This window comes from Streptomyces sp. NPDC004609 (assembly GCF_042873655.1).
GTDB lineage: Bacteria > Actinomycetota > Actinomycetes > Streptomycetales > Streptomycetaceae > Streptomyces.
On sequence record NZ_JBIALS010000038.1, the window covers coordinates 39995 to 53915 of the forward strand.

The 13921-nt window shown below is 72.3% G+C and carries 13 protein-coding genes; 7 read left to right on the forward strand and 6 right to left on the reverse strand.

The window, feature by feature from the left end:
- Positions 1-4: 4 nt before the first annotated feature.
- The 3 genes from ACFYT4_RS29660 to ACFYT4_RS29670 are packed head-to-tail and all read right to left on the reverse strand — an operon-like array spanning position 5 to position 2751.
- The gene (locus ACFYT4_RS29660) at positions 5-766 is read right to left on the reverse strand and encodes an amino acid ABC transporter ATP-binding protein (RefSeq protein ID WP_389275659.1); all 762 of its coding nucleotides are present in this window, start codon (positions 764-766) and stop codon (positions 5-7) included.
- The gene (locus ACFYT4_RS29665) at positions 763-1740 is read right to left on the reverse strand and encodes an amino acid ABC transporter permease (protein WP_389275662.1); all 978 of its coding nucleotides are present in this window, start codon (positions 1738-1740) and stop codon (positions 763-765) included. Before ACFYT4_RS29665 ends, ACFYT4_RS29660 begins: the two co-directional genes overlap by 4 nt.
- Before the next feature lie 27 nt (positions 1741-1767).
- A complete protein-coding gene (locus tag ACFYT4_RS29670) occupies positions 1768-2751 on the reverse strand; it encodes an ABC transporter substrate-binding protein (protein WP_389275665.1) in 984 nt (327 codons plus the stop codon).
- A gap of 533 nt (positions 2752-3284) precedes the next feature.
- Here ACFYT4_RS29670 and ACFYT4_RS29675 point away from each other — a divergent pair.
- From ACFYT4_RS29675 to ACFYT4_RS29695, 5 genes are all read left to right on the forward strand, one after another.
- Positions 3285-4502 (forward strand): NADP-dependent malic enzyme, encoded by a 1218-nt coding sequence (locus ACFYT4_RS29675; protein WP_389275668.1) that lies wholly within the window; start codon positions 3285-3287, stop codon positions 4500-4502.
- A 571-nt stretch (positions 4503-5073) separates the two neighbouring features.
- A complete protein-coding gene (locus ACFYT4_RS29680) occupies positions 5074-6042 on the forward strand; it encodes a zinc-binding dehydrogenase (protein WP_389275671.1) in 969 nt (322 codons plus the stop codon).
- A gap of 89 nt (positions 6043-6131) precedes the next feature.
- Positions 6132-6341 (forward strand): helix-turn-helix domain-containing protein, encoded by a 210-nt coding sequence (locus ACFYT4_RS29685; RefSeq protein ID WP_055624179.1) that lies wholly within the window; start codon positions 6132-6134, stop codon positions 6339-6341.
- Complete coding sequence (locus ACFYT4_RS29690; protein ID WP_389275738.1) at positions 6341-6895, forward strand: Clp protease N-terminal domain-containing protein; 555 nt, start codon at positions 6341-6343, stop codon at positions 6893-6895. Before ACFYT4_RS29685 ends, ACFYT4_RS29690 begins: the two co-directional genes overlap by 1 nt.
- A 581-nt stretch (positions 6896-7476) precedes the next feature.
- Positions 7477-8070, forward strand: coding sequence for a dihydrofolate reductase family protein (locus ACFYT4_RS29695; protein WP_389275674.1), 594 nt, complete (start codon positions 7477-7479; stop codon positions 8068-8070).
- A gap of 290 nt (positions 8071-8360) precedes the next feature.
- On the opposite strand, the gene ACFYT4_RS29700 is transcribed toward ACFYT4_RS29695, so the two are convergent.
- Complete coding sequence (locus ACFYT4_RS29700) at positions 8361-9350, reverse strand: helix-turn-helix transcriptional regulator (protein ID WP_389275677.1); 990 nt, start codon at positions 9348-9350, stop codon at positions 8361-8363.
- 1 nt (position 9351) lies between these two features.
- Complete coding sequence (locus ACFYT4_RS29705; RefSeq protein WP_389275680.1) at positions 9352-10230, reverse strand: DUF4097 domain-containing protein; 879 nt, start codon at positions 10228-10230, stop codon at positions 9352-9354.
- 171 nt (positions 10231-10401) lie between these two features.
- Between ACFYT4_RS29705 and ACFYT4_RS29710 the strand changes: the two genes are divergently transcribed.
- Positions 10402-11220 (forward strand): hypothetical protein, encoded by an 819-nt coding sequence (locus tag ACFYT4_RS29710; protein ID WP_389275683.1) that lies wholly within the window; start codon positions 10402-10404, stop codon positions 11218-11220.
- Between the two features lie 19 nt (positions 11221-11239).
- On the opposite strand, the gene ACFYT4_RS29715 is transcribed toward ACFYT4_RS29710, so the two are convergent.
- Positions 11240-11422 carry a DUF6104 family protein gene (locus ACFYT4_RS29715; RefSeq protein WP_003961784.1) on the reverse strand — a complete coding sequence of 61 codons (183 nt, stop codon included), beginning with the start codon at positions 11420-11422 and terminating at the stop codon, positions 11240-11242.
- Positions 11423-11664: 242 nt separating this feature from the next.
- Here ACFYT4_RS29715 and ACFYT4_RS29720 point away from each other — a divergent pair, with 242 nt between their 5' ends.
- Positions 11665-13506: a CU044_2847 family protein gene (locus ACFYT4_RS29720; protein WP_389275740.1), complete on the forward strand. Its 1842-nt coding sequence runs from the start codon at positions 11665-11667 to the stop codon at positions 13504-13506.
- The last annotated feature ends 415 nt before the right edge of the window (positions 13507-13921 follow it).

A 13921-nucleotide genomic window follows, 5' to 3' on the forward strand; every position in this document is an offset into this window, starting at 1 on the left:
TCCGTCAGAGGACCTTCGACAGGAACGACTTCGTCCGGTCGTGCTGGGGGTTCGTCAGTACGTCACGCGGGTGGCCGGACTCGACCACCATGCCGTCGTCCATGAACACCAGCGCGTCACCGACCTCACGCGCGAAGCCCATCTCGTGCGTGACCACGATCATCGTCATACCGTCCTCGGCGAGAGAGCGCATGACATCGAGGACATCGCCCACCAGCTCCGGATCGAGCGCCGAGGTCGGCTCGTCGAAGAGCATCAGCTTGGGCTCCATCGCCAGAGCACGGGCGATCGCGACCCGCTGCTGCTGGCCACCGGAGAGCTGGGACGGGTAGTTGCCCGCCTTGTCCGCGAGGCCGACCCGGTCGAGGAGCCGTTCCGCCCGGGCGCGGGCGACCGACCTGGACTCGCCCCTGACCTGGACGGGCGCCTCCGCGATGTTCTCCAGCGCGGTCATGTGCGGGAAGAGGTTGAAGCGCTGGAAGACCATGCCGATGTCCCGGCGCTTCAGGGCGACCTCGCTGTCCTTCAGCTCGTACAGCTTGTCGCCCCGCTGGCGGTAGCCGACCAGTTCGCCGTCCACGTAGAGCCGTCCGGCGTTGATCTTCTCCAGATGGTTGATGCACCGCAGGAACGTCGACTTGCCGGAACCGGACGGGCCGATCAGACAGAAGACCTCACGCGGGGCGACCTCCAGATCGATGCCCTTGAGGATATGGGCGGCGCCGAAGGACTTGTGGACACCCTCCGCCTTCACCATCGCGCTCATCGGACACCTCCCGCGTCGCGCCTGCCGAGGCCGGCGAGGTTGGCTCTGACCCGCTGCCAGGGGGTAGGCGGCAGACTGCGCTGCGACCCCCGGGCGTACCGCCGCTCCAGGTAGTACTGGCCGACCGTGAAGACGCTGGTCATCACGATGTACCAGATCGACGCGACGAACAGCATCTCCATCACCGCGTACGACGTGGAGCCGATCTGCGAGGTGGAGCGGAGCAGCTCGTTGTAGGTGACCGCGTACACCAGCGACGAGGTCTTGAGCATATTGATGAACTCATTGCCCGTCGGCGGGATGATCACCCGCAGCGCCTGCGGCAGGACGATCCGGCGCATGGTCTTGGACTGGGTCATGCCGAGCGCGTGGGACGCCTCGCTCTGGCCCTCGTCGACCGAGAGGATGCCCGCGCGGCAGATCTCCGCCATGTACGCGGCCTCGTTGAGACCCAGGCCCAGCAGGGCGCACATGAACGGCGTCATGACGTCGGTCATCTCGTCCTTGTAGATGCCCGGGATGTTCAGCACGGGGAAGATCAGTGCCAGGTTGAACCAGAGCAGCAGCTGGACGTAGACCGGGGTGCCCCGGAAGAACCAGATGTACAGCCAGGCGACCCAGCTGGTCACCGGGTTCTTCGAGAGGCGCATGACCGCGAGGATCACGCCCAGCACCACGCCCAGGATCATCGCGAGCACGCTGATCATCAGGGTGCGGCCCGCGCCCTTGAGCACGGACTCGTCGAAGACCTTGTCGCCGACCGCGCTCCACTGGACGTCGGCCTGCGAGAACGCGTAGATCAGACCGGCCAGCAGCGCGATGACGACGACACCGCTGATCCAGCGGCCGATGTGCCGCACGGGAATGGCCTTGATCGCCTCGGGCGCCAGCCCACCCGGGCCCCCGGGGTAGCCGGACTCCTTGGAGACCTGCCCCCCGGGCGGCTTGTCGAACTTGTCGGAACTGTCAGTCACGGTGACTGCCCTTCGGGGACGCTTCGGTCACTTGCCGCCGTTGATCGCGGCCTTGTCGATCGCACCGCTGGTGGCGCCCCACTTCTCCAGGACCTTCTTGTACGAGCCGTCCGCGATGATCGCGTCGACCGCCTCCTTGAGCGCGTCGCGGAGGCCGGTGTTCTCCTTGTTCACGGCGATCCCGAACGGTCCGGCGTCGATCTGCTCGCCGACCACCTCGAACGCGTTGCCGCCGTCCGCCTTGCGTGACAGGTCGAGCGCGACCGGGTAGTCGTTGACACCGGCCACCGCCCCGCCGGACTTCACCCGGGTCTGCGCCTCGGTGTCGTTCTCGAAGGACTCGATCTTGACGGCGGGCTTGCCCGCGTCCTGACATGCCTTGGACTGGGTCTGGAGGGCCTTCTCGTAGGTGGTGCCGCGCTGGACGGCCGCGGCCTTGCCGCACAGGTCCGCGATGGACTTGATCCCCTGGGGATTGCCCTTCTTGGTGTAGACGGCGGTGCCGGCGACGAAGTAGTCGACGAAGTCGACGCCCTTGCCGAGCTTCTTGCCGTTCTCGTCCAGGCCCTCCTGGCGCTGTTTGTTGTCCGTGATGGACGACATGGCCACATCGTGGCGGCCCGAGTTCAGGGCGGTGATCAGACCGTCGAAGGAGCCCGAGGTGAACTCGAACTTCACGCCCAGCTTCTTGCCCAGCTCGGCGGCGATGTCGGGGTCGACACCGACGATCTTGCCGTTCTCGACGGACTCCATGGGGGCGTACTCGGCGTTGGTGCCGACCTTGATCACGCCCGACTTCTGGTACTTCTCCGGGAGCTTGTCGAAGAGCGGAGCGCTGTTCGACGTTCTGTCGCCGCTGCCCGATTCCTTCGAGCCGCCGTCGGTCTGGTCGCCGCATGCGGTCAGCAGCAGGGTGCCGGCGACCGCGAGGGCACCGACCGCTGTGAACCGGGAGACAACGGACTTCCGGTGCTTCGCGGGGGCAGTGCTGCGTGTGGTGCGTGCGGTCATTTTCAGGATCCTCCGGCGTGTCAGAGAGCTGCCATTTCCTGGTCGTATCGCGGACACGTACCCGTCTTCGAGTGCCGCGACCTTGTATGTTTTCGGCATCTTGCCATTCGGACTAGCCCATTCAGGTCCCCGGGCATGTCAAAATCGGGTAACGGGACACCCCCGACCCTCCTCAGGCCGGTACATCAGGACCGGACCATTCACGGGAATGCCTCCTTCCTGCCGGAAGATCTGCGGTCCCCGGTCGTCAACAGGCCGGATCAACAGGACATAATTATCCATGCCCTGACATGAGGCGATGAGTGCTGCCCCTGAGGGGATATGGACTCGTCGTCAGCCGCCTCGTTCGGGTATGAAGGACTCTTACACCCCTCATCAGGGGCTCAGGGCGCGTGTGCGGCGCGCCCGCGCGTACGTACCTCCCCCCACCGGGCGGCCAGACCGCCGAGGCGGGGCACGTACGCGGTGCCCGCCCACCCCTCCTCACCAGGAGTGGAAACCCTCAACCGATGAAGACTTAAGGGGTCACCCCAATGGCAGCGGAGATCGTCAATCCTCCCAGCGACACCGATAACGGCACCGAAGGCTCTCCCGGGGAGCCCTTCGATCCCGCCTTCGCGCTGCACCGCGGCGGAAAGATGGCCGTGCAGGCCACGGTGCCGATCCGGGACAAGGACGACCTGTCCCTCGCGTACACCCCCGGCGTCGCCAAGGTCTGCAGCGCGATCGCCGAGCAGCCGGACCTGGTCCACGACTACACGTGGAAGTCGCAGGTCGTCGCCGTCGTGACCGACGGCACCGCGGTGCTCGGACTCGGTGACATCGGCCCGGAGGCATCGCTCCCCGTGATGGAGGGGAAGGCGATCCTGTTCAAGCAGTTCGGCGGTGTGGACGCGGTGCCGATCGCGCTCGCCACGACCGACGCGGACGAGATCGTCGAGACGGTGGTGCGTCTCGCGCCGTCCTTCGGCGGCGTGAACCTGGAGGACATCTCCGCGCCGCGCTGCTTCGAGATCGAGCGCAAGCTCCAGGAGCGGCTGGACATCCCCGTCTTCCACGACGACCAGCACGGCACGGCGGTCGTCACCCTCGCGGCCCTGCGGAACGCGGCGAAACTGACCGGGCGCGGCCTCGGCGAGCTGCGCGCGGTGATCTCGGGCGCGGGCGCGGCCGGTGTCGCCATCGCGAAGTTCCTGCTGGAGGCCGGTCTGGGGGATGTGGCGGTCGCCGACCGCAAGGGCATCGTCAGCCGCGACCGCGATGATCTGAACGCCGTGAAGCGCGAGCTGGCGGAGCTCACCAACAAGGCCGGGCTCTCCGGCTCGCTGGAGTCCGCGCTGGCCGGCGCGGATGTGTTCATCGGCGTCTCGGGCGGCACGGTGCCGGAGGAGGCCGTCGCGTCGATGGCCCCCGGCGCGTACGTCTTCGCCATGGCCAACCCGAACCCCGAGGTCCACCCCGATGTCGCGCACAAGTACGCGGCGGTCGTGGCGACGGGCCGCAGCGACTTCCCGAACCAGATCAACAATGTGCTCGCCTTCCCGGGGATCTTCGCGGGCGCGCTCCAGGTGCGGGCGTCCCGGATCACCGAGGGCATGAAGATCGCCGCCGCGAACGCGCTGGCGGACGTCGTGGGCGACGCGCTGGCCGCCGACTACGTCATCCCCTCGCCGTTCGACGAGCGGGTGGCCCCGGCGGTCACCGCCGCCGTCGCCGCCGCCGCGCGGGCCGAAGGCGTCGCCCGGCGCTGAGGCGCCTGCGCGCCGAGTCCGCCGCCGTACGGAACGGGCCGTGTCGCCCACCCGGGGTTCGAGGGGTTCCCCGCGGGGCGCGACGCGGCCCGTTGCGCTGTCCCGCCCGGCGCGAGGTCGCGCATGGCGCCGCCGCGCGGGCCCCGGCGTGTGGCTGTGGGCGTGTGGCTCCGTGCGGGCCCGGTCGCGCCGGGGCGCCCGCCCGCCCGGGTGAGGTGCGGAGGGCGGAGTGCGTACGGAAGCCCCGGGCCGGGTGGCACGGTGACCGGTCCGCGGGCCGAGGTCCCCCCGGGCCGAGGTCTCCCCGGCCCGCGCGATCCCTCCGGAGCGCGGTCGGCCCACCCAGGTCGCGGCGGTCGCGGCTGTGGGGCTCCGACCCGGTGAAGGCCCGAGGTGTGTGCCGGTACGGGCGGGGCGATCCGCGCGAGGCCGTGGTCTGCCGGCGGGGCGGAAGCGGCCGTGGGCCGTCGGTGTGGGCCGTGCCCGGTCGACGTCCGCCGCGCCGGGGACGCGGCGCGTGTCACACCCGGGACCCGTTCCGCCCCGGTGGGGACCGCCCTAGGGTCGGGCCATGTTCGCCGCCTACGCAGCCCGTATCGACCGTGACAATCCGCTGAATGGCCTGGAGCTGGGCGAGCGCCCGGCTCCCGAGGTCCGCCCCGGCTGGACCACCGTCACCGTCAAAGCCGCCTCCCTCAACCACCACGACCTCTGGTCCCTGCGGGGCGTCGGCCTCCCCGCGGACAAACTGCCGATGATCCTTGGCTGTGACGCCGCGGGGATCGACGCCGACGGCAACGAGGTGGTGCTCCACTCCGTCATCGGCGAGAGCGGGCACGGAGTCGGGCTCCACGAGCGCCGCTCCCTGCTCACCGAGCACTACCAGGGCACCTTCGCCGAGCAGGTCACCGTGCCCGCCTGGAATGTGCTGCCCAAGCCCAAGGAGCTGAGCTTCGAGCAGGCCGCCTGTCTGCCGACGGCCTGGCTCACCGCGTACCGCATGCTCTTCACCAACGCCGGGGTGCGCCCGGGTGACTCCGTCCTCGTCCAGGGCGCGGGCGGGGGCGTCGCGACCGCCGCGATCGTCCTCGGCAGGGCCGCGGGGCTGCGGGTGTACGCCACGAGCCGGGACGAGGCCAAGCGCAAGCGGGCGGTGGAGCTGGGCGCGGAGGAGGCCTACGAACCGGGGGCGCGGCTCCCGGGGCGGGTGGACGCGGTGATCGAGACGGTCGGGGCGGCGACCTGGTCGCACTCGATCAAGTCCCTGCGCCCCGGCGGGACGCTGGTGATCTCCGGCGCGACCAGCGGTGACCGGCCCGCCCACGCCGAGCTGACGCGGATCTTCTTCCTGGAGCTGAAGGTCGTCGGCTCCACGATGGGTTCCAGGGACGAACTGGAGGACCTCCTCTCCTTCTGTGCGGCGACGGGGGTACGGCCGGTGATCGACCAGGTGCTCCCGCTGGACCGGGCGCGGGAGGGGTTCGAGCGGATGGCCGGTGGTGAGCTGTTCGGAAAGATCGTGCTGACACCCTCCTCCTGAGCTGCACTTCTTCGGGGGCACTTCGAGACTACGGCCATGCACGTCAACCGGGGTTGACTGTGGACAACTGTCAATGTAAATTGACAGTCATGACTGAGGCAACCGATCTCGCCGAGCGCGCGGGCGACCGTGACCCACGGGTCGGGCTCCGGGCGGTCGCCGCGCTGCGGCGGCTGCTCGAACAGCTTGAGGCCGTACAGGTGCGCAGCGCCCGCAATCAGGGCTGGTCATGGCAGGAGATCGCGGCCGAGCTGGGCGTCAGCCGGCAGGCCGTGCACAAGAAGCACGGGAGGCGATGATGTTCGAACGGTTCACCCCGGAGGCCCGGGACATCGTGAAACAGTCCGTGGCCGTCTCCGAGCGGGCGGGCGCGGATGCCGTCACCGAGGAGCATCTGCTGCTCGCGCTGCTGGGGCAGGAGGGTACCCGGGCGGCCTTCGCCTTCACCGCGCTCGGGATCACGGACCGGCGCGACTCCGTGGAGAGCGCCCTCTCCGAAGCCCGTCGGCGCGCGGGGATCTCCCGGTCCGAGGCGGAGGCGCTCGCGGGCCTCGGCATCGATGTCGACGAGATCGTGGCGCGGGTCGAGGAGAGTCACGGCCCGGGCGTGCTCCGGACCGGCCGCAGGGCCGGCCGCCGGTGGTCCCTGAGCCGGCCCTTCACCTCCGCCGCCAAAGGCACTCTGGTCGATTCCCTCCGTATCGCCACGGGCCGCGGTGACCGCCGTATCGGCGGCGAACACTTCCTCCTCGCGCTCACGGCCCGGCCCGGCGTGGTCTCCGAGGTCCTCGCGGACCACGGAGCGACGTACACGTCGGTGGAGCGGGTGATGTACGGCGCCGCCCCGGCCTAGGGTCTCCGTCCGGATCGTGCCGGGCTCGTGTGCCCCGGCACCGCGCCTCTCCGCCGCAGCCCTGCGGGCACGGGAGGGTGCCCCGCCGCGTCGGTGCCGGTCACCGATGGCCCCCACGGCCCTTCGGCCGGGTGGGGGTCCCTCCCGGCGGAGCCAGGGGGAGTACCCCCAGCACCAGGCCCCGCTCCCCGGCCCGGCCCGATCCGAACGAAAGACCCAAGGCGTACCGATCACGAGCGTCGCCCCGGCGCTCGGCGGGGCGACGCTCGCGGCGAAGGCCTCCGCGTGGTGGCGCCGGCCAGGACCGCACCGCGCGGAGGTCTTCGTGCCACCGCCGATGTCGGGCTGTCCGGCTGCCCGTCTGCCCGGCCGTCCACGGCAGGCGGCCGCCGGTCGAAGGAGCCCATTCCCGGCCGTCCGGTCGCCCATGCGGCCTCGCCGGCCCGCCCGGACGCCGGGACGGGCGTCTCCCAGGCCGCGGCTCCGGCGCGGGCGGACGGCCTGCGTGGCGTGGTACCGATGCGTCCGGTGCGCCGGAAACGTCCACCAAGGGAGTCAGCACGTACGAAGGAGCACACGCCATGGGGAATCTGGTTGCCGTCGAGTTCATGTCGCTGGACGGCGTCATGCAGTCCGTTCTGTCGGCGGACGAGGACCGCGAGGGAGGGTTCGACCAGGGCGGATGGGTCCTGCCGTACGTCGACGAGGTCGTGGAGACCTTTATGAGCTCCGCCACCGCCGGGGCGTCGGCGATGCTCGTGGGGCGTAAGACGTACGAGATCTTCGCGGCGACCTGGCCGCACGCCGACCCCGCCGATCCCGCGGTCGCGGCGATGAACGCGATGCCCAAGTACGTCGTCTCGCGCACCCTCGGCGACGATCTCGGCTGGGCGAACTCCCTGCGGCTCGGCCCGGATCTGTCCGCGGAGGTGGCAAGGATCAAGAGCGCCACCGAGGGGGACATCGTGGTGCTCGGCAGCGGGGAACTGCTCCGGGCCCTGGTCGCTCTGGACGCCGTCGACGAGTACCGGCTGCTCGTCTTCCCGCTGGTCCTGGGCCGAGGGAAGCGGCTGTTCGACGAGGAGACCGTGCCGAGCCGCCTGTCGCTCGTGGACACGAAGACCTCCACGAGCGGCGTCCTGATCGCCACGTACCGGCCCGTACCGCCGCAATAGCACACATCCCCGCTCCTGCCGACGCCGTCGCCGCCCGCGGGCCGTCCTCGCCGATGCGGGTGCGTGGTGCGGCCCGGACGGCGGCCCGACGGCCCGGCGGTGCGCCATGCGGCCGGGGTACGCCCCAGGACGGACCCCGGCCGCCCCAGGTCGGTCACCCGCCCCGGCACATCGCCCCTCGGCCCGCCCGAGGGGCGATGTGCGTCTGTCGCACGTCCGCCACCGACCGACGCCCGCCGGGTCGAGTACGGGTCGGGCCGGGCACCGGTCAGGCATAGGCCGGGCGTCGGTCAGTCGGACTCCCGGCGGTCGGACTTCGGCAGATGCAGCAGCGCCGTGATGTGCGCCGCGGCCGTGGAGAGAAGGCGGCGCGCCTCGGCGAGCTGAAGCTCCGTGACCCCGTGGTCCCTGGCCGCGTCGCGGATGTCGTCCCGGAAGCGGTCCAGCAGACGGTCCAGGTCCCGGCTGGGATCGCCCGTCGAGGGGGTGTCGGTGGACCAGTCCGGTGCGGCCTGCGGCGCGGCCCCGGGTGCGGCCTCCGGAGCGGCATCCTGCTTGTTGTGCGGCGGCCACCCGCTGCGGGCCAGGCCGCTGATCTGCGTGGACAGCTCGGTGAGCCCCTCGCGGACGCCCGTCGGCCAGTCACCCCGGGCGAAGTGGCCCTGGACCTGGTCCTGGACCTGCCTGGCGATCCGCTGCATCTCGTCGCGTGCCATCTCCTGCGCCTCCTTGGCCTGGCGGCGGGCCTGCTGCGCGTCCTCACGGGCGCGCCGGGACTCGTCCTTGGCGCGGCGCGCCTGCTCCTGCCACTCGTGGGTGACCTTGCGCCACTCCTCCTTGGCCGTGCGCCAGGAGTCGTTCGCCTTGCCGGAGGACTTCCTGCCGGGCGCCTTCCGGGTCTCCGACGCGGCGGCCCGCATCTCGCTGCGCAGTTTGCCCGCCGCGCCGCGCACGTCGTCCCGGATCTCCGCGGCCAGCTCCGACACGGACTCGCGGATCTCCAGCTCCAGATCGGCCAGTTCACCGCTGCGCCCGGCCAGCTCCTCACGGCCGGCCTCGGTGATCGAGTAGACCTTGCGGCCGCCCTCGGTGGCGTGGGTGACCAGCCCCTCGGCCTCCAGCTTGGCCAGCCGCGGATAGACCGTGCCCGCCGACGGCGCGTACAGGCCGTGGAAACGCTCCTCCAGCAGCCGGATCACCTCGTACCCGTGGCGCGGAGCCTCGTCCAGGAGCTTGAGCAGATACAGGCGCAGACGGCCGTGGGCGAAGACGGGTGGCATGTCAGAGCACCTTTCCGGTGGTGGGGGCGTCGGCCGGGTCCGGGTCGGCGTCCCGGGGCGGCTTGCGCAACAGCGCTATGGAGCCGGAGACGGTCGTCGCCTTGAGGGTGCCCGTGCCCGCGCCGAGCGTCCCGGTGATCTTCTTCGCGCCCCACTCGCCGCTGACCCGCAGATCGTCGAAGGCGTTGGCGACCGAACCGCTCGCCGTCTCCGCGTTCACCCGGGCGTCCGCGGGATGCGGCAGCCGGATCGCCACCTCGCCCGAGACCGTGTTGAGCTTGAGGTCGGCCGGCCGGACCTCGGCCTCCTCGTCGAGGGAGGTGAGGTCCACGAGCATGTCGCCGCTCACGGAGTCCGCCCGCACGGACGCGCCCGCGCTCTCGATCACCGTCAGATCACCGGACACGGAGTTGTAGCGCAGATCGCCCGTGACCGCCTGGGCCTCCAGATTCCCGGAGACGGTGTCGGCGCGGACCGCGCCGGAGAGCCGTACCAGGGTCGTGTCGCCGCTGACTCCCCGTACGGTCGTCGCGCCCCGGATGCCGGAGACCACGGCTCCCGCGCCCACGACACCGACCTCGACACGGGCCCCCGCCGGAACCGCGAGCGACACGACCGCGCTGCGGTTCCAGCCCTTGCGGTCGAGCCACTTCAGCCAGTCCGTCCAGGGCAGGTCCTCGTAGGCGACCGCGAGGTTCGAGCCCTCCCGGGTGACGATCAGCGGCGGGCCGTCGATCCGCGCGACCTCCAGACGGGCGGAATCCTCGTCCGTCCCCACGACGTTGACCGTTCCATTGACGATACGGACGCTGAGCGCGGTCACAGGGGCGTCGAAGGTGAGCTTGCGCGGCTCCGAGACCTCCCACGTCGACTCTGCCATGTCGCTGACCTCCTGGATGGACCCGGCCCCATGACGCAACATATCGCGTCTTCTCGTCAATACGATATATCGCGAATGAAGGATGTCAAGCCTGTTGACGTCCCCGCCGGGCAGAGCGCCAGTACGTCCATAAGGGGTCATAGCGGGGCGAAGTCATCTAGCGTTGGTCACATGAACGCGACACCCGTGGGCGCGCTGCTGCTCTGCCGGGCCGAACCCTCCGCCGTACGTTCTCCCGCTCAGCTGCTGCGCGAGCGGCAACTCCTCGCCCCCTCGGGCGACGGGTGGAGCGTTCTGGTCCCCGAGGGCACCCCCTGGCGGGAGGACGAACCCGTCGACCGGGTCCTCGGGGGCTGGGCGGCGGCGCTCGCCGTCGCCGTCGGCTCGGGACGGCCCGTGCTCGCGCTCTGGTGGGACGCCGACGGGGCGGGATTCACGCTGGCGTCCGGCTTCCGCAGACCCGTCGGATACGTATGGCTCGGGGACGGGACACCGGTGGGGGAGGACGAGGCGATGCTGACCTTCGCGGAGCGCGTCGGGCTGGATCCCGTACTCGACGTCCAGGACCTGGAGCCCCTCACCCTGCCCGATCCGGGCGCGGACGCCCAGGTCCGGCTGACCGGGCTGGCCGCGGTACTGACCCGGGCGGGACTCGAACTCCCGCGCGGACTCACCCTCGGCGCGCCGGCCGACCGGCTCCTCGCCGCCGCACGGGAGGCGGGCGCGGAGACGGTCGAGTGGGCGGGCTGGCGCGATGCCGTACGGACCGAACTCCACGCGGTGGAGGAGAGCCTGGACCACTGGCTGCGCGAGCCCCGCGACCGCACCGGCCCCAAACTGCTGGGCGTGGCGCAACTGGCGGCGGGGGTCCCGCTGACGGCCTGGGGGCTGCGGCGGGGCGGCGCCGGCTGGGTGGCGGCCGGGGCGGTGCTGATCGCGCAGGGCGCGCTGACGCTCGCGTACGGGCTCCGGCGCGCGGGACGCGGGTGAGGTACCTGCGAGCCCCCTGCTACTCGTCCTCGTCCTCGTCGTCCAGGCGCGCCAGCCAGGTCGCCAGACGCTCCACCGGGACCTCGAAGTCGGGGTTCAGATCGACGAACGTACGCAGTTGCTCGGCGAGCCACTCGAAGGTGACCTCCTCCTCGCCGCGCCGCTTCTCCAGTTCCTCGATGCCGCGATCGGTGAAGTACAAAACATGCTCCAGGGACGGATGGGGACTACCCCATCAGACTACGGCGACACGGTACATCGACTACCGGCGGCCGGAAACGGCTGCTTTGCGGCCGGATGGGGAAGTAACGTGTCGCCACTCGCACATCGCGCAAGTGAGCGGGTGCCGGGGTGGGTTGGCCGTGAAGAACGGGGGATACCGTGAGCGGACGCGTCCAGCGGATCGAGCTGCCCGGGGGAGCGATCGTGCTCGCCCGGCTCTCCGTGCCCGAAGGGGCACAGGGAGGCAACAACGAGGGCAAAGGTTTCATCGAGAACCCGGCCGCCAAGGTCCACCAGCTGGAGCGGCTGATCACCGAGGTCGGCGCCTCCGTGCTGGAGGCAGCGGCGGCGGCCCGGCCCGATGAGGCGAGCGTCTCCTTCGGGATCGAGCTGACCGCGGAGTCGGGCGCGGCGCTGGCGGTCCTCGCGGCGGGAGATGCGGCGGCGTCCGTGCAGGTCACGCTGACCTGGCAGCTCAAGGACCAGCCGGTCGTGGCCGGGGGTCCGGCCCAGGCGCCGATACGGGGACAGGCGCCGATACGGGCGCCGGGCGCGCAGCCTCCGGTCGTACGGGCCCCCGCGGCGGGTCCGCAGCGCCCCGGAACGGCACTTCCCCCGGCCACGCCCGCCCCGGCCCCGGCGTCCCGGGTGGCCGCGCCCGCCCAGGCACCCGGGGCCCTGCCGGCGGCTGTCCCACCACCTGCCCGGCAGGTGCCCGCGGCGGCCGGACACCCCCGTACGGCTCCGCCCGCACAGGCCCGCCCGGTCGGCGCGGCCGCGCCCGCGGGGACGCCTCCGCCCGGTCGCACACCCCCGGCGGCCGGAGTGCCCCAGGGCCCCGGAGCACCCGCGCCTGCCCGGGGCGGGCCCGGCCCGGGCAGGCCCGCGCAGCCCGGTGGACCCGCGGCGGCTGCGGCATCCGGCGCGCCTGCGTCTGCGCCTGGGCCTGTGTCCGCGCCCGCGCCTGTGTCCGTGGCGGCTCCGGGGGCGGGGGCTCCCCGGGGGGCCGGGGTGGCCGGGGTGGGTCAGCACCGGCAGCCGGTGGCGCCCGGGGTGGTTCAGGGCGGCGGTGTTCCCGGTGCGGCTCAGAGGCCCGGTCAGGGGGCCGGTGTGCCTGCTGTGGCTCAGGGCGGCGGGCAGTCGCGGCCGGGGCAGACGGTGGGCGGGCCCGGGGTGGCCGTGGCCAGGCAGGGGCCGGTGGCTCCGGCCGGTGGGTCTCCCCGGGCGGCCGGGATGGCTCAGAGGCCCGGTCAGGCGGCTGGTGCGCCCGGGGTGGCTCAGGGTGGCGGTGCGCCTGGCGTGGTTCAGGGGGGCGGGCAGTCGCGGCCCGCGCAGGGAGCCGGGGTGCCTGCGGCAGTCCGTAACGGTGCGACGCCTCCGGCCGGTCAGGGGCCGGTGGCGACGGTGCCGGGACGGATACCGGGGGCACCCGCGGCGGCCCGGGCGGCCGGAGCGCCGGTGGGGGCTCAGCCCTCTCGGACGGGTCCGCCCGCCCAGGCGGCCGGGGCGCCGCCGATGGCTCAGCAGGGTCAGGTACCGGGTGCGCCCTCGGGGGCGCGGCCGCCCCAGGTGCCGGGGGCGGTCCGGATACCCGGGCAGCCCCGTCCGGCGGCCCAGGCGGGCGGGACCGCGCCCTCCGCCCTGGCTGTCGCCGATCTCGCGCCGCAGGCGCCCGGAGGGGCGCAGCCCTGGGCGGCGCCTGCCCCTCCCCCTGTTTCGGCACCTGTTCCTGTTCCCGCGACGGCAGCGGCAGCGGCACCGGCGTCCGAGGCCGTCACCGCGCTGTTGCCTCCGGTGCCCGCACAGGCCCCTCAGCCACCGCTGAACGCGGAGATCCCGCAGCCCCGGGTGGCCCAGACGCCCCAGCCACCTCCGCGAACACGCAGGTCAAAGGCGCCCCGCCATGCCCGGCAGACCCGGGGGATCTCGAAGTCCGCGCAGCCGCAGGGGGGGCCGCAGGCCACGCAGCCCCTGCCCGTGCTCCAGCCGCCCCCGCGGCCACCGCATCCGCCGGCGCCGCCCCAGCCGCCGTCCCAGGCCCCTACGGTTCCGGCCACGCCATAGGCCCACGGGCCCGCCACCGGGGCTCTGCCCTGGATCCGGCGCGTCACTTGCCGGCGGGGCTGGTTGTGTCGGCTCTCCGGGTTGGTTGGGGTCGCCTGGTCCCGGCCTTCGGGGCTCTGCCCCGGACCCGGCGCCTCAATCGCCGGCGGGGCTGATTTTGCTCGGCTCGCCAACCCAGCCGCCCCAACCCGCCCAGGCCCTCTCCCCAGCCGGCCTGGCGGATGGGGCGGGCCGTCGATTCAGCCGGTCCGGCGTGTGAGGACGGCCCCTGGGCCATTCCAGCCCGTCCGGCGTTTGAGGACGGACCTTGGCCGTGGGTGCGGGTAGCTCGCCGGGGCCTGGGCGAGGAGGGCCGTCGATTTCAGCCGGTCCGGCGTTTGAGGACGGACCTTGGCCGTGGGTGCGGCCCACTCCG